Source organism: Hymenobacter psoromatis (assembly GCF_020012125.1).
GTDB lineage: Bacteria > Bacteroidota > Bacteroidia > Cytophagales > Hymenobacteraceae > Hymenobacter > Hymenobacter psoromatis.
In genome coordinates this window covers 1,348,912-1,370,154 of record NZ_JAIFAG010000001.1, presented here as the reverse complement: position 1 = coordinate 1,370,154, position 21,243 = coordinate 1,348,912, and the positions used below count along the sequence as shown (strand labels likewise).

General features: G+C 61.4%; 20 protein-coding genes. 16 read left to right on the top strand and 4 right to left on the bottom strand.

Annotated elements, in window-relative coordinates:
* The first annotated feature begins 247 nt into the window (after nt 1-247).
* Nucleotides 248-2,467, top strand: a complete 2,220-nt coding sequence (locus LC531_RS05855) for a catalase (RefSeq protein ID WP_223649379.1) — start codon at nt 248-250, stop codon at nt 2,465-2,467.
* Nucleotides 2,468-2,651: 184 nt separating this feature from the next.
* Nucleotides 2,652-3,167, top strand: a complete 516-nt coding sequence (locus LC531_RS05850) for an FKBP-type peptidyl-prolyl cis-trans isomerase (RefSeq protein WP_223649378.1) — start codon at nt 2,652-2,654, stop codon at nt 3,165-3,167.
* Nucleotides 3,168-3,172: 5 nt separating this feature from the next.
* Here LC531_RS05850 and LC531_RS05845 read toward each other — a convergent pair whose 3' ends face one another.
* The gene (locus LC531_RS05845; RefSeq protein WP_223649377.1) at nt 3,173-3,769 is read right to left on the bottom strand and encodes an acyl carrier protein phosphodiesterase; all 597 of its coding nucleotides are present in this window, start codon (nt 3,767-3,769) and stop codon (nt 3,173-3,175) included.
* 132 nt (nt 3,770-3,901) lie between these two features.
* Between LC531_RS05845 and LC531_RS05840 the strand changes: the two genes are divergently transcribed.
* Both LC531_RS05840 and LC531_RS05835 read left to right on the top strand, forming a co-directional pair.
* Nucleotides 3,902-4,414, top strand: a complete 513-nt coding sequence (locus tag LC531_RS05840; RefSeq protein WP_223649376.1) for a pyridoxamine 5'-phosphate oxidase family protein — start codon at nt 3,902-3,904, stop codon at nt 4,412-4,414.
* An 82-nt stretch (nt 4,415-4,496) separates the two neighbouring features.
* Nucleotides 4,497-5,183, top strand: a complete 687-nt coding sequence (locus LC531_RS05835) for a spheroidene monooxygenase (protein ID WP_223649375.1) — start codon at nt 4,497-4,499, stop codon at nt 5,181-5,183.
* 50 nt (nt 5,184-5,233) lie between these two features.
* On the opposite strand, the gene LC531_RS05830 is transcribed toward LC531_RS05835, so the two are convergent.
* The gene (locus LC531_RS05830; protein ID WP_223649374.1) at nt 5,234-6,976 is read right to left on the bottom strand and encodes a hypothetical protein; all 1,743 of its coding nucleotides are present in this window, start codon (nt 6,974-6,976) and stop codon (nt 5,234-5,236) included.
* 96 nt (nt 6,977-7,072) lie between these two features.
* Between LC531_RS05830 and LC531_RS05825 the strand changes: the two genes are divergently transcribed.
* On the top strand, nt 7,073-8,641 hold the full coding sequence (locus LC531_RS05825; RefSeq protein ID WP_223649373.1) for a hypothetical protein: 1,569 nt from the start codon (nt 7,073-7,075) through the stop codon (nt 8,639-8,641).
* A gap of 127 nt (nt 8,642-8,768) precedes the next feature.
* Here the strand turns inward: LC531_RS05825 and LC531_RS05820 are convergent, their stop codons facing one another.
* On the bottom strand, nt 8,769-9,890 hold the full coding sequence (locus LC531_RS05820) for a DNA topoisomerase IB (protein ID WP_223649372.1): 1,122 nt from the start codon (nt 9,888-9,890) through the stop codon (nt 8,769-8,771).
* Between the two features lie 267 nt (nt 9,891-10,157).
* On the opposite strand from LC531_RS05820, the gene LC531_RS05815 reads away from it, so the two are divergent.
* From LC531_RS05815 to LC531_RS05775, 10 genes are all read left to right on the top strand, one after another.
* Nucleotides 10,158-11,288: an App1 family protein gene (locus LC531_RS05815; protein WP_223649371.1), complete on the top strand. Its 1,131-nt coding sequence runs from the start codon at nt 10,158-10,160 to the stop codon at nt 11,286-11,288.
* A 174-nt stretch (nt 11,289-11,462) separates the two neighbouring features.
* Complete coding sequence (gene mtgA, locus LC531_RS05810; RefSeq protein ID WP_223649370.1) at nt 11,463-12,224, top strand: monofunctional biosynthetic peptidoglycan transglycosylase; 762 nt, start codon at nt 11,463-11,465, stop codon at nt 12,222-12,224.
* 44 nt (nt 12,225-12,268) lie between these two features.
* Nucleotides 12,269-12,691, top strand: coding sequence for a YybH family protein (locus LC531_RS05805; protein ID WP_223649369.1), 423 nt, complete (start codon nt 12,269-12,271; stop codon nt 12,689-12,691).
* Nucleotides 12,692-12,731: 40 nt separating this feature from the next.
* Nucleotides 12,732-13,298, top strand: coding sequence for a DinB family protein (locus LC531_RS05800; protein ID WP_223649368.1), 567 nt, complete (start codon nt 12,732-12,734; stop codon nt 13,296-13,298).
* Nucleotides 13,299-13,390: 92 nt separating this feature from the next.
* Nucleotides 13,391-13,525, top strand: coding sequence for a hypothetical protein (locus tag LC531_RS22635; RefSeq protein ID WP_262903260.1), 135 nt, complete (start codon nt 13,391-13,393; stop codon nt 13,523-13,525).
* 162 nt (nt 13,526-13,687) lie between these two features.
* The gene (locus LC531_RS05795; protein WP_223649367.1) at nt 13,688-14,338 is read left to right on the top strand and encodes an FKBP-type peptidyl-prolyl cis-trans isomerase; all 651 of its coding nucleotides are present in this window, start codon (nt 13,688-13,690) and stop codon (nt 14,336-14,338) included.
* A gap of 39 nt (nt 14,339-14,377) precedes the next feature.
* Nucleotides 14,378-15,007, top strand: coding sequence for a hypothetical protein (locus tag LC531_RS05790; RefSeq protein WP_223649366.1), 630 nt, complete (start codon nt 14,378-14,380; stop codon nt 15,005-15,007).
* A gap of 85 nt (nt 15,008-15,092) precedes the next feature.
* On the top strand, nt 15,093-17,063 hold the full coding sequence (locus LC531_RS05785; protein ID WP_223649365.1) for a KUP/HAK/KT family potassium transporter: 1,971 nt from the start codon (nt 15,093-15,095) through the stop codon (nt 17,061-17,063).
* Between the two features lie 250 nt (nt 17,064-17,313).
* Nucleotides 17,314-17,517, top strand: coding sequence for a hypothetical protein (locus tag LC531_RS05780; RefSeq protein ID WP_223649364.1), 204 nt, complete (start codon nt 17,314-17,316; stop codon nt 17,515-17,517).
* Between the two features lie 111 nt (nt 17,518-17,628).
* Entirely contained in the window at nt 17,629-17,877 is a 249-nt protein-coding gene (locus tag LC531_RS05775; RefSeq protein ID WP_223649363.1) for a hypothetical protein, read from the top strand.
* 7 nt (nt 17,878-17,884) lie between these two features.
* Here the strand turns inward: LC531_RS05775 and LC531_RS05770 are convergent, their stop codons facing one another.
* The gene (locus LC531_RS05770; RefSeq protein WP_223649362.1) at nt 17,885-18,856 is read right to left on the bottom strand and encodes an ADP-ribosylglycohydrolase family protein; all 972 of its coding nucleotides are present in this window, start codon (nt 18,854-18,856) and stop codon (nt 17,885-17,887) included.
* 198 nt (nt 18,857-19,054) lie between these two features.
* On the opposite strand from LC531_RS05770, the gene LC531_RS05765 reads away from it, so the two are divergent.
* A complete protein-coding gene (locus LC531_RS05765) occupies nt 19,055-21,196 on the top strand; it encodes a carboxy terminal-processing peptidase (RefSeq protein WP_223649361.1) in 2,142 nt (713 codons plus the stop codon).
* The last annotated feature ends 47 nt before the right edge of the window (nt 21,197-21,243 follow it).

Below are 21,243 nucleotides of genomic sequence, written 5' to 3'. Positions count from 1 at the left end.
GAAGTATGAGCGGAGCTTTACGACCAAGCGCGGACCGGAGTTGTGCGGCCGCATCCTGGTGGCGAGGCCCTTTTTTGGGCGTAATTTTTTTCGCGGAGATTAGCTCTGCCTTATGCAATAGCCGCGTTTTGACTGTCAGCTAGTAACCTGATACCTTGACCCTTATTAAGAGAAATTTAAGCTAACCCGCTGGCTTAAAAGCCCGTTGGCAGAAATCCATTCCTTTTCCCCTATCTACTCTCTTTGTATGGAACAGAAACCACTGGCGAAGCAAACCCACGAGGACGTGGTAAGCAACCCCAAAACTGACGAGCTAGCCCAAAACCGTGAGGATGGCTACGGCCAATTCTTAACTACCAACCAGGGCTTACGCGTCAACGACGACCAGAATTCGCTCAAGGATGGCGACCGCGGCCCCACGCTGCTGGAAGACTTCCTGCTGCGCGAAAAAATCACTCACTTCGACCACGAGCGCATTCCCGAGCGGGTGATACACGCCAGGGGGGTAGGGGCGCACGGCTACTTTGAGGCTTACGGCAACGCCACCGACCTGACCCGCGCCGCATTTCTGCAGCCGGGCGCAGTAACCCCCATTTTCGCCCGCTTCTCCACGGTAGCTGGCTCGCGCGGCTCCTCCGACATGGCCCGCGACGTGCGCGGCTTCGCGGTGAAGTTTTATACCGAAGAAGGCATTTATGACTTCGTGGGCAATGATATTCCGGTGTTTTTCATCCAGGACGCGATAAAGTTTCCTGACCTCATTCACGCCGTGAAGCCCGAGCCGCACAACGAGATTCCGCAGGCGGCCTCGGCTCACGACACGTTCTACGACTTTATTTCCATCACGCCCGAAAGTATGCATATGCTGCTGTGGGTGATGAGCGACCGTGGCCTGCCGCGCAGCCTGCGCATGATGGAGGGCTTCGGCGTGCATACCTACCGCCTGATTAACGCCGAGGGCAAGTCGCGCTTCGTCAAGTTTCACTGGAAGCCCAAGCAAGGTGTGCACTCGGTGGCCTGGGAAGAGGCGCAGCAGATTTCGGGCAACGACCCTGACTTCCACCGCCGCGACCTCTGGAGTTGCATCGAGTCGGGGGCCTACCCCGAGTGGGAGCTGGGCGTACAAGTGATTGAGGAAGAAGACGAAATGAAGTTCGGCTTCGATATTCTGGATGCCACCAAGTTGATTCCCGAGGAGCTAGTGCCGGTGCAGATGCTGGGCAAGATGGTGCTCAATCGCAACGTGGACAACTACTTCGCCGAGACGGAGCAGGTCGCGTTTTGCCTTAGCCACGTGGTGCCGGGCATTAATTTTTCGAACGACCCGCTGCTGCAAGGCCGGCTGTTTTCCTACCTCGACACCCAGCTCAAGCGCCTGGGCGGCCCCAATTTTCACGAGATTCCAATTAACCGCTCGCTCGCGCCCATCCACAACGGGCAGCGCGACGGCCACATGCGCCAGACCATCAACAAGGGCAATGTTGCTTACGGCCCTAACCTGTTGAACGACAACTTTCCGAAGCAGGCCAAGCAAAGCGAAGGTGGCTTCGTGAGCAACCACACTCGCGTGGACGCGGCCAAAATTCGCCGTCGCAGCAAGAGCTTCATTGACTTTTATAGCCAGGCCAAGCTGTTTTGGAACAGCCAGACTGAGATTGAAAAGCTGCACATCGTCAAGGCCTTACGCTTCGAGTTGGGCCACGTGCAGACGCTGGATGTGCGGATGCGGACCGTGCTTCAATTGGCGCAAGTAGACCACGACCTAGCGCACCGCGTGGCCGAGGGCCTGGGCATGAGCATCCCGGCCGTCAACGGCACGCAGCTCAATCTGAATGTGCCCGCCGATGCCAACCCGGCCGACTACCAGTCGGGCCCGGCCAAGCCGACCGTGGAGAACTCGGCGGCGCTCAGCATCTCGGCCGACAGCCCCGCCAACGCAGACAAGAAAGATATTAAGACCCGCCAGATTGCCATTTTGGCCACCGATGGGGCCGATGTGGCCGCCATCAGCGAGCTGATGAAGACGCTGATGGAAGCCGGTGCACAAACCGCCATCGTGGCCACGCACCTAGGCACCATTAAGGGTAAGGATGGCCAGGAGATTATGGCTAACTGGACGTTCCAGAGCACGTCGTCGGTACTGTTTGATGCCGTGTACGTAGCTGGCGGAGTCCACAGCGTGCAAATGTTAGTGCAGGATACGGATGCCGTGCGCTTCGTGCAAGACGCCTTCAAGCACTGCAAGCCCATCGCCGCCTCGGCCGAGGGTGCCGACCTGCTCAAAGCCGCTACCCATCCCAGCGCAACGGACATCGTGGGTGCCGAGGGGGTAGTGGTAGATACCGGCAACATGGTGAACAAACTGGCCCCGCAGTTCATACAGGCCATTGCGCACCACCGCTTCTGGGGCCGCGAGCTGAAAGCCGCCCAGAAAATGGAAGCAATTCTGGCGGAAGCAGTGAATTAGTGATTGCGTGAACAAAAAGAACGTCATGCTAACGCAGGAAGCATCTCTAGGACGTCGTTCGGGTGTCGTTCGGTAGAGATGCTTCGTAAGCTCAGCATGACGTTCTTTTTATTTACGCAATCACTAATTCAATCGCTAATTCACCGCAGCCCTACCTTTGCGGCTGACCCTAACCCACTCTTTTATGGCTGCCATTGCCCCAAACTCCGTCGTAACCCTGACCTACGACTTGTCCGTAACCGACGATAATCAGCAGAAAGTATTAGTAGAGCAAGCCGAAGCCGACGAGCCAATGGTGTTTCTATTTGGCCACAGCGGCCTACCCGAAGAGTTTGAAAACCAACTTAACGGCAAGAGCGAGGGCGACTCGTTCAGCTTCTCGCTCACGCCCGAGCAGGCCTACGGCGACTACGACGAGCAGGCTGTGGTGCAGATTCCGAAAGAGGTGTTTGAAATTGATGGCAAGCTCGACACGGAGATGCTGCAGGCCGGCAACTACCTGCCGATGGCTGACAACGAGGGCCACCACATGCAGGCCAAAGTAGTGGAAGTCAATGACGAACAGGTAACGATGGACTTCAACCACCCGCTGGCCGGCATGGTCATGCACTTCGACGGCAAAGTGCAGGGCGTGCGCCCCGCCACCGCCGAGGAACTGACCCACGGCCACGCCCACGGCGAAGGCGGGCACCAGCATTAAGTGAGCTAAGAATTGGGCGAATAAAAAAGCGCACTTACCGCCGCCCAAAATTCCTGGAAATCGGCTTCATACTCCGCATAGTGGCGTTGCAGCTCCTGGGTAGCGTTTTCCATGCCGGAGCCGGGGGAGGCGCGGCGGCTCAGGCCCTGCAAGGCGCGGGTGATGCCTACAATTTCGGCGTAGTGCAGCAGCCAGTTTTGCTGCACCAGGTAGGGAAAAAAGCGCTGCACAGCCGCCGGAAACTCCGGCTCGTGCGCAGCCAGCAGTGCGTAGGTGCGCTGGGTGAAAGCCAGCAGGTTATCGCCGGTTAGTTCGGTGAAGTGAAGGGCCAGGAAGTGGTCCATAAACACGTCGGCCACTACGCCGGCGTATTTACCGGAGCCAGCCAGGCGCAGGCGGGCGGTGGTGCGGCGCACCACGGGATGCTGGTCGGTAAAGGTATCGAGGGCGCGGTGCGCCCGGATGCCTACCTGCACGGCGGGGGGGTAGGCTTCGAAGCGGCGACCGGGCACCGAATCGGCGATGAACTGGCCCACCAGCCGGCCGGCATAGTCGGGCGCAGTGGGTGGGCCGGCCAGGTAGAGGTGCGCCAGGAAGTTCATACGAAAGCGGGAAAGCGCGGCCGGCGGCCACTCCCCTACCCTAACCGCAAAACCAGATGCCTGTTCGGCCGTAAAGCCAGGTACACCCGTGCCGATTCCGGCGCGGCACTTCTTGCTTAATTTTCCTTTCCCATGTCTGATACGAAAACCCCGGTCACCCACGACCTGAAGAATCTGTTTGAAAAAATCAAGGAAGTGCGCATTGCCATGTTCACGACCTTCGACGAAAACCGCGTGCTACACAGCCGCCCGATGGCTACCGTTAAGCCCGAAGCCGACGGCTCGCTGCTCTTCCTGACTGATAAGGACTCGGCCAAAGTGTACGAGGTGAACAAGGACAGCCAAGTGAACCTGAACTACGCCAGCCCCGACGACAGCGTGTACGCCTCCGTATCGGGCCGCGCCAATGCCTACCGCGACGAGGCTAAAATTGCCGAGCTGTGGAGCGAGCATATGCGCGCCTGGTTTCCGAAGGGCAAGGAAGACCCTAACATTATGATTCTCAAAGTCACCATTGACCAGGCCGAGTACTGGGACTCGCCCAGCGGCCTGCTTTCGCGCGCCTACGGCTACGCCCGTGCCGTGGTCACGGGCGAGCGCAGCACGTCGGACGACGTGAATGAGCACGCGCAGGTGAAGGTGTGATTTTTCACTCATAACCCTTAACTTCAAAAAAGGCCGGGCGTAATCCCGGCCTTTTTTTGCGTCCGTTTGTTTGCCTGTTTGAATGCTTACTACCCTTTCCCTTATTACGCTGAAGCCCGGCGTGGCCCGCTGGGCGCTGGCTCAGATGGCTACGGCCCCGCCCCGGCTACGACGGGTGCCGGGCCTGCGCTTCTGCCAGCTGCTGGGTAGCGGGGCCGCCAATGGCTTCGGCTTCTGGCCCAACTTGCAGCGCTACGGCCTTATCGCCACCTGGGACCGGGCCGCGGATGCCGCCGCCTTCTTCGCCGCCGACCCTACCTGGGCCGCCTATAGCGAACGCAGCCATGAAATCTGGACCGCCGAACTGGCCCCGCTGCAAGCCCACGGGGCCTGGAACGGCAGCAACCCTTTTGCCGGCGAGCTGGCCGCGGCGGGGGGGGTAGGGCCGGTGGCGGTACTCACCAGGGCCAGCATCCGGCTGCGGCGCGCCCCGCGCTTCTGGCGCTTCATAGAGCCCACAAGCCGGGCGCTGGCCGGGGCCGAGGGCCTACGCCTGGCCATCGGACTGGGCGAATTGCCGCTGGTGCGCCAAGCCACGTTCAGCGTCTGGGATTCGGCTCAGGCCATGCAGCAGTACGCCTACCGCGACGTGCGCCACCGCGAGGTCATTCAGCTTACCCGCCGCGAGGGCTGGTATTCGGAGGAGCTATTTGCCCGCTTTCAAGTGCTAAAAAGTACCGGTACGGTGGATGGAAAGGTAATTGAGTGAGTGCAATTGTCATTGTGAGCGAAGCGCAGCAATCGCACTCACTCAATTACTCACTCACTCTTCCCCAAATTCAGCCGGTACTGGCTGGCGACCCACGCGGCGGCCGTGGCGGTGGCGGCCGGAGCCGGTAGCACCCGCACGGTATGGCTCACCTGCACCAGGTCATCGGGCCCAGCAGAGTGAATGGTGAAGCCGGGGCCAGCGGTGGCCAATATATCCTGCTGCAAGAACACGTTGCGCCCGGCCCCGCCGTAGAGGTGCACTCCGAAGCCGGGGGCCAGCCGGCCATTCAGGTCAAACTCGTCGTTGCCGCCCAGGCCGTAAAGGCTCAGGTGCACGGTGCGGTGCACGTCGTAGGTCTGCTCGCCCAGCAGGCTGTCGGGGCGGGTAGGGCGGCGGGCAAACACGCGCAGACGCAGGCAGCCCGGCCCTATCCCCGTCAATTCGAAGCGCTCGGCGGCATCGGTACCCGTGACCACGGCCTCCGCTTGCAACACCTCGTAGTAGCGGCGGGCGGCGGCGGGCAGCGCGTCGCGGCGGGCGCGCAGGGCGGGTAGCAGCGCGCGGGTTAGGTAGGCGCGAACTTCGGGCGGCCCGGCTTGCAGGGCTTGGGCGAGCGCGGCATTGGGCAGACGGGCGCGCAGCGAGTCGGCCTCGGCCTGGAAGGCGGCGGGGGGTAGCAAAGCCAGGGCCGTGTGGTCGAGGGCGCGGGCGGTGACGGTGAGCGGGTCCACGTCGGCGGGCGCGAGGTGGGCGTTAAACGTCTGGTAGCGCGGCCGGAACCAGGAGATAAGCCGCGTCAGCCAGCCGTCATCAAACCGAAAAAACGCCTGGTCACGGTCGCGCGGAATGGGCCGGAACTCAATGCCCCTACCCCCCTGCGCAAAGCCAGCCCAGCGCCACTGGTCGGCGCGGCGGCTCCAGTCGCCCATCAGCATATCCAGCAGGCGGGCGCGCAGGTAGGCGCGGGCCGCGAGGCGGGCGGCCGGGCCGCGCAGCACCTGCCGCAGCATCTCCTCGGAGCCCACCACCTGCCGGGCATCGCCAAAGCTGCTTGCCTCGCTTTCGTCGTGAGCGGGGCGCTCTTCGAGCAGATATAGCGCGGGCCGAAACCGCTCGCGCCACGCCCCCAGGGCCGAATCGGGCAGCAGGTACACCAGCCGCGGGTTGGTGTGAAACACCCCGGCGGCGCGGGCCAGCCGGGCCGCCACGTAGGCCCCGTAGGGCGGGGCGGCGCAGGCCTGGTCGCGCAGCACGGGCGCGGCGGCGCGCGCCAGCCAATTTGTATTTAGGCTTTGGCTCAAGTCTTTATCCACGGAGCACAGCACGAAGGGCTGGCCATCGCGGGCGCGCAGGTGGAGCGAGTTGGTTTGGAAGCTGCCGCCCGCTCGCGTGGGCCGCAGGCCGGCTGCGCCCAGGCGCAGCGTGGGGGCGCTCACGGGGGTGGCCCATAGCGCCCGGTAGTGATAGCCCCACAGGTGCTGCCACCACCAGCCGCGCTGGGCGTACTGCGGCCCGGCGGCCACCCGCACTGCGCTCGAATCGGAGTTGAAGACCGCGCCGACGGCCGGGCCCGCGCCAGTTGGCGCGCCGCAGCCCGCCAGCAGGGCAGCCAGGCCCGCCAGCAACCCACGCCGCCAACTCTTTATTCTTGGCTTGACTGAAGTTGATAGCACCTGCGTGACGAAGCAAGCCTGGCGGCGGGCTTTTTTAAAGTAAAGCAAGCTACCCGTGGGCTCTGAGCCCCGGCTTAGCTGCCGGGTATAGCGTAGGGTGTGCCGACCGGGTTGCACACGGGAGACAGTTGGGCATTTATCTTTTCTGGTTGAGCTACTTTAGGTGAATTTCTGGTGGTTTCGGCCGCTATTCACAACCTACTTCAGCCCGTTTTGCGCATTGGTACTCTCTTATTATTGATGGGCTTAGGAGGAATTCTGACGGTTGGCTGCGCCCGGCATCCCTACTTCCAGCCCGATGCCCGGCTGCCGGCCGCGGCCGACGCCCCTACCCCCCCCGCCGACAGCGTCTGGGCCACGGCTGGCCGCCAGTACGCCCGACACGGCGGTGCCTACCGGGTACTAATGGGTCCGCACTACCGCGCCGTGTGGGCCGCCCCGGTGCGTGTGCCGGTGCTGCGCCTAGCTACCGCCGGCCCCGGCCCACTGACTCCGGTAAAGCTGGGCGGCGGCTTCCAAACCACCAGCCTGACCCTGCACGCGCCCGACGGCCGGCTTTTCGCTCTGCGCTCCTTGGATAAGGACCCGTCGCGCATTTTACCGGCCTTCTGGCATAAGACCTTCGTGGCCAATTTCGTGCGCGATGGCACCTCGGCCGGCAACCCTTACGCGGCATTGGTGATGGTGCCGCTGGCCCAGGCCCTGGGCGTGCCCCACCCCCACCCGCGCCTCTTCTACGTGCCGGCCGGGGCCGCCGACCTGGGTTCGGCCGAGGCCAACGAGCGGCTGGGCGGTAAGCTGGTTTTGCTCGAAGAAAAATACGTGGGCGATGACGTGCGCTCGCCGTTGCTGCCCGCCGCCCGCCAGTTTATTAATGATGAGGACGCGCGCCAACTGCTTTACACCGACCCCCGCACCCGCGTGGACCAGCCCGCGCTGCTGCGCGCCCGCCTGCTCGACGTGCTGGTGGGTGACTGGGACCGCCACGCCGGCCAGTGGCAGTGGGGCCAGGTGCCCGACCCCCAGCGGCCCGGCAGCTACCTGCTGGTGGCCGTGCCCAAGGACCGCGACCAGGTATTTTTTCGGATGTCGGACGGGGCCGTGCCCTGGCTGCTGACGCGCAAGTTCGCGGTGCGCCACCTGGTGACTTTTAAGGAACGCTACCACGACCTGCCGGCCCTCACCGGCCAGGGCCAGTATGTGGACCAGCGCGGCCTCAATGCCCTCACTCAAAGTAACTTCGCCGCCGCAGCCCGCTTTGTGCAAGTCCGCCTGCCCGACTCGGTGCTGGCCCGCGCTCTGCGCCGCCTACTCCCCGCCGTGTATGCTCACGAGGGCCCTACCCTGCTACGCGCCCTGCAAGCCCGCCGCGACGCGCTGCCTGCCGCCGCCCAGCGCTACTACGCGTTGCAAGCCCGCCGCCCGGTGGTGGCCGGCACCGAGCAGCCCGACTATTTTGCGGTAGTCCGCACGCCCGATTCCACCACCGTGCGCGTGTATAATGCGGGTCTGGGGGCCGATTCGCTATTCTATCAGCGCACTTTTTATACCCGCGAAACCAAGCGCCTAACTCTCGAAGGGCTAGGTAGCACCGACGTATTCGACCTAACCGGCCGGGGCCTCAAAATCGTCATTCACGCCGGCGCGGGACCGGATGTGCTGCGCGCCACCTCGCGCCGCCGCCTGCGCTACGAGCCTGAATCGAATGGTACGCTCAATATCGCCGAACCTGGAGGGAAGAAGCAACGCTTCCAGAACTATAATCGGCTGACAGATGAATAAGTAATGGGTAAGAAAGAACGTCATGCTGACGAAGGAAGCATCTCTACCGCACCGTTCGGGTTTCGTGCGGTAGAGATGCTTCTTTCGTCAGCATGACGTTCTTTCTTACCCATCACCGACTACTCACTCAAACTTCCGCCAGCATTTCCAGCACCAGGTGCTCGGTGGGCGAGAGGTCGTCCTGGTCCTGCGGGTCGGCATCGTGGCGGCGCAGGTACTCGATGAGGCGGCCCGATTTGAACAGCTCCGTTACCTGGGGATGAATATAGTATTTGGAGCATACCGTGGGCGTATTACCCAAGTTAGAGGCCACTTCCTTGATGGCTTGGCGAATGGCTTTGTCGGGTGCCAGCTCCACGTCGCCGTTCAGCGCGTGTTCGAGGCACTCTACCATTTTCACGGTGCCGCCCCAGGTGCGGAAGTCCTTGGCCGAGAGCGCGATGCCGGTGTGCTGGTGCAGGTAGTCATTTACGTGGCCCGACTCCAGGGGGTGGCGCTGGCCATCGGTACCGTAGAACTGAAACAGGTGCTGGCCCGGAATCTCCTGGCACTTGCGCACCAGCCGCGCCAGCCGGCGGTCGTGGATGGTCACGTCGTGGGCTACCCCCTTCTTGCCCACGAACGTGAAGCGCACGTCGCTGCCCTCAATCTGGGCGTGCTTGTCGAGCAGCGTGGTGAGGCCATAGCTCTTGTTTTTCTTCGCATACTCCTCATTACCAATGCGAATGAACGACTGGTCCATGAGCGTGAGCACCAGCGCTACTACCTTGTCGCGGTCGAGGCCGGGGCGGGCCAGGTCGCGGCGCAGCTGCGCACGTAACTCGCCCAGCCGCTGGCCGAACGCCAGCAGGCGCGAGAACTTGGTGAGCGAGCGGGCCGCGTCCCAGTCCGGGTGGTAGCGATACTGCTTGCGGCCGGCCGCATCGTGGCCCGTCACCTGGAGGTGAAAGTTGGCATTAGGCGCAATCCACACCTCCGTCCAGGCCGGCGGAATCACGAAGCTCTGGATGCGGGCCAGCGTCTTTTCATCCTCAATTCTTTTCCCTTTTGCGTCAAAATACGTGAACTCGCCCTGGCTGGCCCCGACCTCGCGGCGCAGACCGGGGCCGGCGTCGGTGGCATAGCGCAGGCCGGCCAGCTCGGCCTGGCGGGCGGGGTCTTTGTACAGCTCATGGGCCGCCAGCTCGTGGATGGGCGGCAGGTCCTTCTTGCGGGTTTTAGGGCGGGGTAGGGCGGGGGTGGCGGTCATAAAAGGCGGGGCTTAGAGGTGCCTTCTACGCAGATTTGGCGCGCGGGGTGAGGCAGCTTTTTTCGGAGCCGCGCAGTATATGTGTGCAGAGAGTGGAGCGTTTCGGATGCTGAAGAAAGGGACGCACTGCGAAGTGCGGCGCATTGTTCGCCACTCGAAAAGTCGAAGGCCAGCTGCTTAGGCAGCCGGTCTTTTTTTGCGGTCGCTTTCGTTGGTCAGAATCCAGCTTTACCCTTTCAGTTCTCCCGCCCGCCGTAGGTTTGCCGGATGGAGATTGGCCAGCGGCTTGCGGATGCCTGGGAATGGATTGATGCGTCGGTGACGCGCGTGGCGGCGCGGCTGGGCCGGCTGCGCCCGCTGCACCTGGATGTGTATCGCAGCTACGGCACCGTGCACCGCTTCTACGTGAAGGGCCGCCTACTCGCCGACCGTGGCCTGACTCCCCAAACCAACGCCGACTCGCCGTGGCGCAACCTCCAGGCCATGTACCGGCGCTTCAACAGCCGCGAGATTCCGGGGGCCGAAGTGCTTATTTCTTTGCCCGAGCACCTGGATTTGCCCGTGACCACGGGCCCGACCGGCTACTTCACCCTCAGCCTCGACCCGCCCGTGCTGCCGCCGGCCGTAGACTACCTCTGGCACCCGGTGCCGGTGCGGCTAAGCCGGCTGCCGCAGCGCTTCCGGGGGCTGCTGGGCCAGGTGGAGGGGGTAGGGCAGGTCCTGATTCCGCCGCCCACGGCCGAGTTTGGAGTGATTTCGGACCTCGACGATACCGTGATTGTGACCCGCGCCACCCACCTGCTGAGGATGCTGCGCACGGTGCTGCTGCGCAACGCTCACTCGCACGAAACGCTGGCGGGCGTGGCGGCCTTTTACCAAGCATTGCTGCGCGGGCAGAGCGGCCGGCCCGACAACCCGTTCTTCTACGTCAGCTCCTCGCCCTGGAACCTCTACGACGTGCTCGATGACTTTTTGCGGCTGCAAGGCGTGCCGCCCGGCCCCTTGCTGCTGCGCGAAACCCTGCTGGGCCGCACGCCCGGTTCGGAGGGCCGCACCGCTGACTCCTCGCCCCACCACGGCCATAAGCTCAAGGAAATCAACCAGGTACTCGATACTTATCCCCTCCTACCCTTCCTGCTGCTGGGCGACAGCGGGCAGCGCGACCCCGATATCTATGCGGAAGTGGTGCGCACTTACCCCGGCCGCATTCGGGTGGTATACATCCGCGACGTGGGTGTGCCGGCCCGTGCCGCCCGCGTGGGCCCTCTCGCCGAGGCCCTGCGCCGCGATACGGGCGTGGAAATGCTGCTGGTGCCCGACTACCGGGCCGCCGCCACCCACGCCGCCGCTCACAGCTTTATTTCTTTAGGAGGCTTGCAGAAGGTTATGGAAGAGTAGCGGGCTGTCTGTCATTGCGAGCATGTTGCGCATCAAGAAAGGACGCGGCAAGCTTTCCCTCACGGCCGCGCCGATTGGCCTTCTCAGTGAGCAGCCGACAAGAAAAGATTGCTTTGCAGGCTCGCAATGACAAACGTCTAACAATTCCTCATTCTAACCTATAATTTAGCCTCCGTGGCACAGTCTATTCAAACGCTCCTACCCTCCTGGCGCACGGCCGGGCGGATGACGCTGCAAACCCTGGCGGCGCTGTTTCTAGTGACGGTGGCTTGGGTGCTGCTGTACCGGTGGGTAGCGCCGCCGGCCACCTGGCTCATGCTGGACCGCCGCGCGCACGCGCCGGTGGGCCAGGGCTACTACGGCATTCAGCCCGACCCGCGCCACGTGCGCTACGATTTCACCTCGCTCGATGAGGTAGCCCCGAGCGTGCCGCTGGCCCTGGTAGCGGCCGAGGACCAGCGGTTTCTGGTGCACCACGGCTTCGACGTGGATGGGATGTGGCGGGCGGCGCAGTACAACTGGCACCGCGCCGCGGGCCAGCCGGTGCGCGGCGGCTCCACCATCTCGCAGCAAGTGGCCAAAAACGTGTTTTTGTGGCAGGGCCGCTCCTACGTGCGCAAGGCCGCCGAGGCGTATTTTACTGTGCTCATCGAGCTGCTGTGGAGCAAGCGCCGCATTATGGAGATGTACCTGAGCGTGGCCGAGATGGGCGACTGCACCTTTGGGGTGGAGGCCGCCAGCGAGCGCTATTTTCACAAGCCCGCCCGCAGCCTGAGCGCTCCCGAGGCGGCCTTGCTGGCTGGCGTGCTGCCCAATCCGCTACGCTTCCGGGCCGGGCAGCCGGGGCCGCAGGCGCGGGCCAAGCAACTGCGCGTGCTGCGCAATATGCGGGCGCTGGGCGGCACCGCCTACGTAGCTACCTTGCTGAGCCGCTAGGAGTTGCCCGCAGTCGTTCGTCATCTTCCTTACTCTTTATCTGTATGCTGCTGACTCTCGCCCTAGCTTATGCGCTGGCCACGCCGCCTACCCCCCGCCAAGCCATCGCCCAGGTGCTGACCACCCAAACGGCGGCCTGGAACCGGGGCGACATCCCCGGCTTCATGGCCGGCTACTGGCACTCCGATTCGCTGGTGTTCATCGGCCGCAAGGGCCCGACCTACGGCTGGCAGCCTACCCTCGATAACTACCGCCGCAGCTACCCCGATGCCGCCCAGATGGGCCAGCTTGATTTCAGCGGCCTGCGCATTACGCTGCTGAGCCCCGAGGCGGCGCAGGTGGTGGGCCACTGGCACCTGGCCCGGCCGGGGGTAGCCGCCGGCGACTTGCAGGGCTATTTTCTGCTGGTTTTTCAGCGTATTAAAGGGCAGTGGGTTATTGTGGCCGACCATACCAGCTCTACCTAACGCACACGGATTCAGATTTCTTAATTTTAATCGCATAGCAATGGAAATTCGTGACCTGCTCACTGAGTTAGTTAGCTGCCTTACCGATACGTTCGCGTTGGTAGATGCGTGGTTTGACCAACCCGCCGACCTGCGCAGCTATCGTCCAGTTGACCAGGGCTGGACGGTTGATGAAGTGCTGCTCCACATTGGCCTAACGAATCATTTCTTACTCATTTTGATTGAGAAAGGGGCCATTAAAGCACTGAATAATCCGCAGGGGCTCGACTTAAACGCCGAGTTGACGGCCTACCAATTCCCACGCGATAAGCTGGCTGCCATCGGTGTACTGCACGCTTTCCCCTGGATGCGGCCCGAGCACATGGAGCCCCGCCAGCAATTGCCTGGGCCGGCTGTGCGGGAACAGCTACGCCAGCAGTTGGCCCAGGCTCTAGCTTGCCTGCAACGTTTATCACGTGGCGAGGGACTACTTTATTACACCACCATGTCGGTAAATGGGTTGGGCAAGCTGAATGTGTATGAGTACGTCTACTTTCTGGCTCAGCACGCCCGCCGTCACTTTACCCAGATGGCTGAGAATACGCGGGAGTTCGCTGAGAGCAGCTAGTAATTACCCTACAATTTAGTCGGCATGCCTAACATATTTGGACTGGCTTTCGTATCTTTGCACTGCGTTTAATCACTTAATTATCAGCGCTCATGAAAAAGACCACTGTCCTTTCCTCGTTGCTGCTGCTTGGCGGCCTGGGCTCGCTCCGCTACCTGAGTATGCGGCTGGCTTCCCTCAATCTGACCTTTCACCTGCATGGCGAAGAGGACCACCATTACCTCTAGCCAAAGCGGGTTTTCCCACCCTATTGCTTGCAGAAGCCCCGCCCCCGGCGGGGCTTCTTGCGTGAGAAGCCGGCTGTGGTGCCGACCTTTGCAGCCGCAATTCTTCATTTTCCACATTTGGCCGGCTTTAGCCAGCCGGTCAGCCTACCCCCTTTCTTTTCCGTGACGCTCGACACCAATCAACAGCAGGTCAGCTACATTATTGGCCGCGACCTGGCCCGCAACTTTGCCCAGCAGGGCCTAGAACTGGATATTGATACCCTGGCCGCCGCCCTCAAGGAGGGCATGGCCGGGCAGCCCAGCCGCCTCACTCAGGAGCAGATGCAAGCCGCCATGCAGCAGCTGCAGGAGCAGCTCGGCGGCAGCGATGACAACCAGGACGACGACCAGGACGACAACGATTCCTCAAACCCTAACTCCATGAACAACAAAGCCGAAGGCGAAGCCTTCCTCGCCGAAAACCAGCACAAGCCGGGCATCACCACGCTGCCCAGCGGCCTGCAATACGAAGTGCTAACCGAGGGCACTGGTCCCAAGCCTACCCTGCGCTCGTCGGTGACGACGCACTACCACGGCACCCTCATCAACGGCAACGTTTTCGATAGCAGCTACCAGCGCGGCCAGCCGGCTACTTTCCCGGTCAACGGCGTGATTGCTGGCTGGACCGAAGCCCTGCAACTGATGCCTGAAGGCTCGAAATACCGCCTCTACATCCCCTCGGACCTGGCCTATGGCAAGCGCGGCGCGGGCCGCGACATCGGCCCCGACTCGGCGCTGATTTTCGACGTGGAGCTGTTGAAAGTGAACAACTGAGCCGCCGCGTCGGCCGGGGTGCTGACGGCACCTACCATCTTGCCGGATACCCAGCCGGCCGCCCGCGCCCCGGCCTGGGTGCGCAGTGGTACGGCCGGGGTAGGCGGCCTTTGGGCCACCCCTACCCCCCTACCGGCCCCCGAAGCCCCGCCCCCGGCCACGCCGGGGGCGGCGGCTGAGGCCCCCGCCCCACCCCTACCCCCCTTACCTACGGTGGGCAGCCCCGATGGGCGCTTCATGCTGACGGACAGCACCCTCACGGTACTGGGGCAATCGTTTGGGCTGCGCGAACTGGAGGGGGCCGAGGTGCGGCCGGTGCGCTGGCTGCTATGGTATCTGCTGGGTGGGCTGGGCCTGGCGGTGGTGCTCATCCTGTTTTTAAATAACTGGCTGCGGACTTTGCCCACGATGGCGGGCCTGCTGGCAGCTGGTCTACTACTACTGTATGGCCACCGGGGTACCAACCGGCTACGGCTGGCGCGGCTGGGGCGCGAAGCCGTTCATGTGGCACTGCCTGGCGAAGCGGCCACCTGGCAGCGCCTGGTGCGCGAACTAAACCGCCGCATCGACCGGGCCCACGACCAAGCGGCGGCCGAAGCGGCCGCCCTGCTGGCGGCGCTGGAAGCCCTACCCCCAGCCGAGCCGGCCATTCCTGAAACACCTGCGTAAAGCGCGAAGTATGCCCTGTCTTACTTTTACCGCGCCACCGAGCTTCACCTCCCGCTGCCTGATTAAGTAATTACGCCATCAACAAATGAGTTCTAAATCCTCGCACACCGCCATTTCCGGGGCTGGGCTGCTTATCGCGCTGGGCATTATTTATGGCGACATCGGCACGTCGCCGCTCTACGTGATGTCGTCCATCCTGAAGAGCGGCCGGATACCCAACCATATTGACCCGATACTGGTGCTCGGCGGCATCTCGTGCGTTATCTGGACGCTGACGCTCCAAACCACTATTAAGTACGTGATTATCACGCTCAATGCGGATAATAATGGCGAGGGGGGAATTTTCTCGCTCTACGCGCTGGTGCGGCGGCGCGGGGCCTGGCTCTCGGCAGTAGCTATTATTGGGGGGGCGGCGCTGCTGGCCGATGGCGTGATTACGCCGCCCATCTCAGTAGCCTCCGCCGTAGAAGGGCTGCGGATTATCTACCCTACTATTCCCACGGTGCCTATCGTTATTGGTATCATCGCGGGGCTTTTCTTACTGCAAAGCTTTGGTACTCAGATTGTAGGCAAGGCTTTTGGGCCGATTATGCTCCTGTGGTTTACCATGCTAGGCGTGCTGGGTGCGGCCTGGATTATTGAGAATCCGACTATTCTGCGCGCCCTCAACCCCTACCACGCCTACCAGCTACTGGTGCATTACCCCGGTGGATTCTGGCTGCTGGGCTCGGTATTTCTTTGCACAACGGGGGCCGAGGCGCTGTACTCCGACCTGGGTCACTGCGGCAAGGGTAATATCCGCATCAGCTGGGCTTTTGTGAAGACTACGCTGCTGCTCAACTACATGGGCCAGGGCGCCTGGCTGCTGGAACACCAGGGCCAGACGATGGGCCAGGGGCCGCTGGCCGATGTGGCCAACCCTTTTTATGCGCTCATGCCGCCGTGGTTTTTGCTTTTTGGCATTGGGCTGGCTACGGTGGCGGCCGTTATTGCCTCGCAGGCCCTTATCACGGGTTCCTTTACGCTAGTATCTGAGGCCATTCGTCTCAATATGTGGCCTAAAGTGAAGCTCAACTACCCCACCGATGTGAAGGGCCAGCTGTTTGTGCCCAGCATGAACCGGCTCCTACTCATCGGCTGCATCGGCGTAGTGTTATTTTTCCGCGAAAGCTCCAACATGGAAGCGGCTTACGGCTTAGCCATCACTATCACCATGCTCATGACCACGTTGCTGCTAACCATGTGGCTACGTAAAGTGCAGCGGGTGGCCCTATCGGTGGTAGCCTTCTTTGTGGCGATATACGGGATTATTGAGGGTTCCTTTTTGGTGGCCAATCTGGTAAAATTCCCGCACGGCGGTTGGGTGTCGCTGGCTATTGGTTCGATGCTAATGACCGTTATGTACGTCTGGCTTAAGGCCTTCTACATTAAGCGCCGCCTCACCGACTTCGTAAAGATGGAACCTTACATCGAGCCACTAAAGCAACTGAGCAACGACGAGTCCATTGGCAAGTACGCTACTCACCTCGTCTTTCTGACTTCGGCCGAGCGGGCCAGTGAGATTGAGCAAAAAATCATCTACTCCATCTTTCAGAAACGTCCTAAACGCGCTGATATCTACTGGTTTATCCACGTCGATACTACCGACGAGCCGTACACGATGGAGTACAAGGTAACCGAGCTAGCACCTGACGACGTATTCCGTATCAATTTCCGGCTGGGCTTCCGGGTGCAGCAGCGCATCAATCTTTTCTTCCGCAAGGTGGTCGAGGACCTGGTGCGCAATAAGGAGGTGGATATTACCTCGCGCTACGCCTCCCTCAGCAAGCAGCATGTGACGGGCGACTTCCGCTTCGTGGTGCTGGAAAAATACCTGTCGGTTGAAAACGACTTCCCGACTCAGGAAAAGCTCGTGATGCAGGCCTACTTCTACATCAAGCAGTTCATCTCGGGCGAGGCCCAGTACTTTGGCCTCGACACCTCGTCGGTGAAGGTGGAAAAGGTACCGCTGGTAATTTCACCGGTGCGCGAAGTTGCCCTCACCCGCGTGCAGTAGCCCGCGTCCCTACCTCCCTTTTTTTGCCCCAGTGCCCGCTGGCAGCCTCCCGTCGAGGCTACCAGCGGGCATCGTTTTCAGGCATTATACCCCGCACTTTAAGACACAAAAATGGCACTTCCGCACAGTTCATTCCCTAACTGACCGAGCTTATTTTGGATAGGTCTGGTCCTTACTCATCTTAGCAGTCGCATTAGCATACCCGCTGCTGCACTTCCGCACTTTATCCTTTCTAACTCTACCCTACTTTATGGAATCCAAGACCACTCGCATCCGTGCTGTCAAGCACGCTTTGTTCATCAGCCAGCACGCGGCTACCTTTCCTAGTGCGCATGAGCTGCACTTACTCACGCGGTTTGTGCTGGGTGAGCTTAATCTGGAGCAAGCCAATGAGTTGCTTCGGGCCCATGGCCGCACGCTGCTAGCTCAGCCCAGCGAACAATTTGCCTGGTAGCAACGCGCACCGACTACCACTTTTTTGCGGAATCAAAAAAGTTTGGCTCATTTTTGGCTAATTGCACAAAACTTATGGTATAGTTTATCCTGCGTGCCCTAACTTTATTTCATGAACTATCCTACTCCCACCCTCCGTCCGCTACCTACTTATCAGCTTGCCACCGAGCAGAACCGTCAGCGGCTGGTAGCAGCGGTTATTGCCTTCACAATGGGCGTTCCGTGCCTGGTACAGCCCCGCGAGCAGCAGGTGCTCGACCAGTTTACCCGCGGCCGCCTTACAATTGATGAAGTTGTATATTACCTGGAAGCAACCGCAAACTCCGGGGCTATGGCGACTAGGCAGCAACCTCCGCAGTAAGCAGCCCCTACCCCTTGGCTGCCAGCCGGGCGGCCAAGTCTTCAATGTCGGCGCGGCGGGCCAGAACGGCCCGCCACTCGGCCGGAATGGCGGCCTCTCCGTAGGCCAGGCCTGCTAGGCCGCCAGCTACCGCGCCGGTGGTATCGGTGTCGCTGCCCAGGTTCACGGCGGCCAGCACGGTCGCGGCGTAGGTATCGTGCCGCAACAGGCACCAGAGAGTAGCTTCCAAGGTGTGCACTACGTAGCCGGACGACTGAATTTCGGCCTCGGGCCGGCCAGGTAAGGTGCCATCCAGCCAAGTTTCGTAACGGGGCCACTCGTATAATACCGCACTATTAGCCGAGGTCTGCAGCCACCCGCGGGCACTCTTTCGCGCCTGCTCGTAGGCACTCGCCGGTGCATGGCCTTTGAGTAAGAAATGCGCCAGGAGCAGGTATAAAAAGCAGCCCAGCGTGGAGCGCGGGTGGCCGTGCGTTACGCTTGCCACGGCCTCGGTTAGTGCCCAGGCGGCGTTCAGGTCTAGTTGGTCGGCTTGCCAGGTAGCATGAAAAGCGAGGGGTAGGATGCGCATCAGTGCCCCGTTACCGTTGTCTTGCTCGGCGCGGGGGCCTGCCTGCGCGGGCGCTACCCCCGCTTTCAGAAGCTGGATAGCGGTGCGCGTGGCCCCGCCCACGTCGAAGGTTTCGGCGGTGGCCGTCCAGTAGGCATTATCGAGCCAGTTGATGGCGCGCCGGCCGAAATCGGCCAAATCGGGCGGCCCGGTGCGACCGCCGGGACGGGCCAGGGTTTCGGCCAGGCAAAAGGTCAGCGACGAGTCATCCGACCACGTACCGGGCGGCTGCTGATGCGAGCCGTACCCACGCATTCCGGTCACGGGGTTGGCGCGGCGAGTGGCGCGGTCTTTGAACTCGACGGGCACGCCTAAGGCGTCGCCCACGGCTAAGCCTAGGAAGGCGGCGCGAATAGTGGCGTCAGTCATGCTAAAGCGGCCTAAGGGGTAAATACGTGAGCCCAGCGGTAGCCTAAGTATCACGCCGGCGCAGCTAGTACGCAATAGTACTGATTTAAGAGGCACTATTCACGTCCTCATCGGCGTTTTCACCGTAGTTGGGCTAGTGGCGCGCAACTTGCCGCCGCCTGCTACTTACATTTGGCCTTCTTCCTAATTATCTTCTGAATGTTTTCCCCCCGCCTCAAAATCAGCTCCTACGCCGGCTTGGTGGCCGCCGTGTTCGGGTTGGCATCCTATCGCTTCTATGAGCACAACGGCCCTGGCGCAGTACCCGGCAAAGAGCAGGTGCTCGTGGGTACTATTGTGCAAGGGCTTTCGCAAGCGCACTACCAGCCCGAGCGCATCGACGATGCCTTCAGTAAGCGGGTGTTTGACTTGTCGCTCAAGCGCTTGGACTACCGCAAGAAGTTCTTCTTGCAGTCCGACATCGCGCAGCTGATGAAGTACCAGACCGATATCGACGACGAGACTAAGCGCGGCACCCACGAATTTCTGGACCTGAGCACCAAGCTCATGGCCGAGCGCAACAAGCAGATGCAAGCCCTGGCGCACGAGATTCTGGCCCAGCCGTTTACGTTCGATAAGGATGAAACCATCCAGACCGATTTCGAGAAGATGACCTTCCCGGCCAATGCTGCCGACCAGCGCGAGCAGTGGCACAAGCTGCTCAAATACGAAACCCTATCGCGGGTGGCCGAGATGATGGACGAGCAGGACAAGCGCCATGACCGTGCCCGCATCGCCAGCATCGCGAAAGAGCCCGCCACTGCCGAGCCCGACCGTACCCCCGCCCAGATGGAAGTGGAAGCCCGCAAACGCGTACTTAAATACTACGACGAGCAGTTTGCCGACCAGCCCGACCCCAGCGAGATGCTGACCGATTACGTGAAGGTTATTTGCAACACCTATGACCCGCATACTGAATATTTCCCTCCTAAGGACAAGGCCGATTTTGATGAGCAGCTCACGGGCTTGTTTGAAGGTATTGGGGCTTCGCTTCAGGAAAAAGATGGTCTGATTTATATTGCCGACATCATTCCTGGTTCTGCTTCGTTTCGGCAGGGCGAGCTGAAGAAAGGCGATGCCATTCTGCGTGTGGCTCAGGGTGCGGCCGAGCCCGTGAGCGTGGAGGGCTGGCACACGGCCAAAGCGGTGCCACTCATCAAAGGCAAAAAGGGTACTGAGGTACGCCTGACGGTGAAAAAGCCTGATGGCTCGACCCACATTGTTCCGATTATCCGCGACGTAGTGGTAATAGAAGACACCTACGCCCATTCGGCGATTATCAATGACCCGAGCGGCGCGAAAATCGGCTACCTCAAATTGCCGGCGTTCTACGCCGACTTCAATGACAATGGCGGGCGCTCGTCATCCGAGGATGTGAAGAAGGAGTTGGCCAAACTCACTGCCGAAGGCGTGAAGGGCGTTGTTTTCGACCTGCGCACCAACGGCGGCGGCTCGCTCAACGACGCCGTGGAAATGGCGGGCCTCTTCCTGCCCAGCGGCCCAATGGTACAGGTGCACGACAGCCGCGGCGTAACCCAGGTACTCAACGACAAGGACCCGCGCGTGCAGTACAGCGGCCCGCTCGTGGTGTTGGTGAACAAGTACAGCGCCTCGGCTTCCGAGATTCTGGCGGCCGCTATTCAGGACTACAAGCGTGGCCTCATCATGGGCTCCACCAGCACCTACGGCAAGGGCACGGTGCAGCGCATCATCAACCTGGATGAGACGCTACCCCAGGAGTTGAGCGCCTTGAAACCCTTTGGCTCGCTCAAGTTCACGATGCAGAAGTTTTACCGCGTCACCGGTGGCTCGACCCAGTTTAAGGGGGTAGCCTCCGACATTGTACTGCCCGATGTGCTTTCGTATCTCGACCAGGGCGAGAAGGAGTCGGACTACCCATTGAAGTGGGACGAGATTAAGCCTGCCGGCTACCGCCCCTGGGACGACCAGCCCAACTACACCAAGCTCGAAGCGGCTAGCAAAGCCCGCGTGGACGCCAGTCCGGCCTTCCAGCAGATGACGGAGTTAGTGCAGAGCCTGCGTAAGCGCAAGGACGAAACGACAGTTTCGCTTAAGCTCGCCACGTTCCGCACCATGCAGCACCAGCTCAAGGCTGAGTCGGATAAGTACGAAGCCATTCAAAAAACTGCTACCCCCCTGGCCCTGGCTCCGCTAACCGCCGACCGTACCGCCCTGGGTGGCGACTCAGTGAAGGTGAACCGCGCCATGCGTTTCACCCGCGGGCTCAACAAGGACATTACCCTGGGCGAGGCAGTGGCGGTAATCAAGGACGAACAATAATCGCAGATTCAAACTGATTTAGCCGATACGCCGCTGACGCAGCTGGC

What these genes read in the sequence shown, in the direction of transcription:
- LC531_RS05855 (WP_223649379.1), top strand. Translation starts at nt 248, where the DNA reads ATGGAACAGAAACCACTGGCGAAGCAAACCCACGAGGACGTGGTAAGC.
- LC531_RS05850 (WP_223649378.1), top strand. Translation starts at nt 2,652, where the DNA reads ATGGCTGCCATTGCCCCAAACTCCGTCGTAACCCTGACCTACGACTTG.
- LC531_RS05845 (WP_223649377.1), bottom strand. Translation starts at nt 3,769, where the DNA reads ATGAACTTCCTGGCGCACCTCTACCTGGCCGGCCCACCCACTGCGCCC.
- LC531_RS05840 (WP_223649376.1), top strand. Translation starts at nt 3,902, where the DNA reads ATGTCTGATACGAAAACCCCGGTCACCCACGACCTGAAGAATCTGTTT.
- LC531_RS05835 (WP_223649375.1), top strand. Translation starts at nt 4,497, where the DNA reads ATGCTTACTACCCTTTCCCTTATTACGCTGAAGCCCGGCGTGGCCCGC.
- LC531_RS05820 (WP_223649372.1), bottom strand. Translation starts at nt 9,890, where the DNA reads ATGACCGCCACCCCCGCCCTACCCCGCCCTAAAACCCGCAAGAAGGAC.
- LC531_RS05815 (WP_223649371.1), top strand. Translation starts at nt 10,158, where the DNA reads ATGGAGATTGGCCAGCGGCTTGCGGATGCCTGGGAATGGATTGATGCG.
- LC531_RS05805 (WP_223649369.1), top strand. Translation starts at nt 12,269, where the DNA reads ATGCTGCTGACTCTCGCCCTAGCTTATGCGCTGGCCACGCCGCCTACC.
- LC531_RS05800 (WP_223649368.1), top strand. Translation starts at nt 12,732, where the DNA reads ATGGAAATTCGTGACCTGCTCACTGAGTTAGTTAGCTGCCTTACCGAT.
- LC531_RS22635 (WP_262903260.1), top strand. Translation starts at nt 13,391, where the DNA reads ATGAAAAAGACCACTGTCCTTTCCTCGTTGCTGCTGCTTGGCGGCCTG.
- LC531_RS05785 (WP_223649365.1), top strand. Translation starts at nt 15,093, where the DNA reads ATGAGTTCTAAATCCTCGCACACCGCCATTTCCGGGGCTGGGCTGCTT.
- LC531_RS05780 (WP_223649364.1), top strand. Translation starts at nt 17,314, where the DNA reads ATGGAATCCAAGACCACTCGCATCCGTGCTGTCAAGCACGCTTTGTTC.
- LC531_RS05775 (WP_223649363.1), top strand. Translation starts at nt 17,629, where the DNA reads ATGAACTATCCTACTCCCACCCTCCGTCCGCTACCTACTTATCAGCTT.
- LC531_RS05770 (WP_223649362.1), bottom strand. Translation starts at nt 18,856, where the DNA reads ATGACTGACGCCACTATTCGCGCCGCCTTCCTAGGCTTAGCCGTGGGC.
- LC531_RS05765 (WP_223649361.1), top strand. Translation starts at nt 19,055, where the DNA reads ATGTTTTCCCCCCGCCTCAAAATCAGCTCCTACGCCGGCTTGGTGGCC.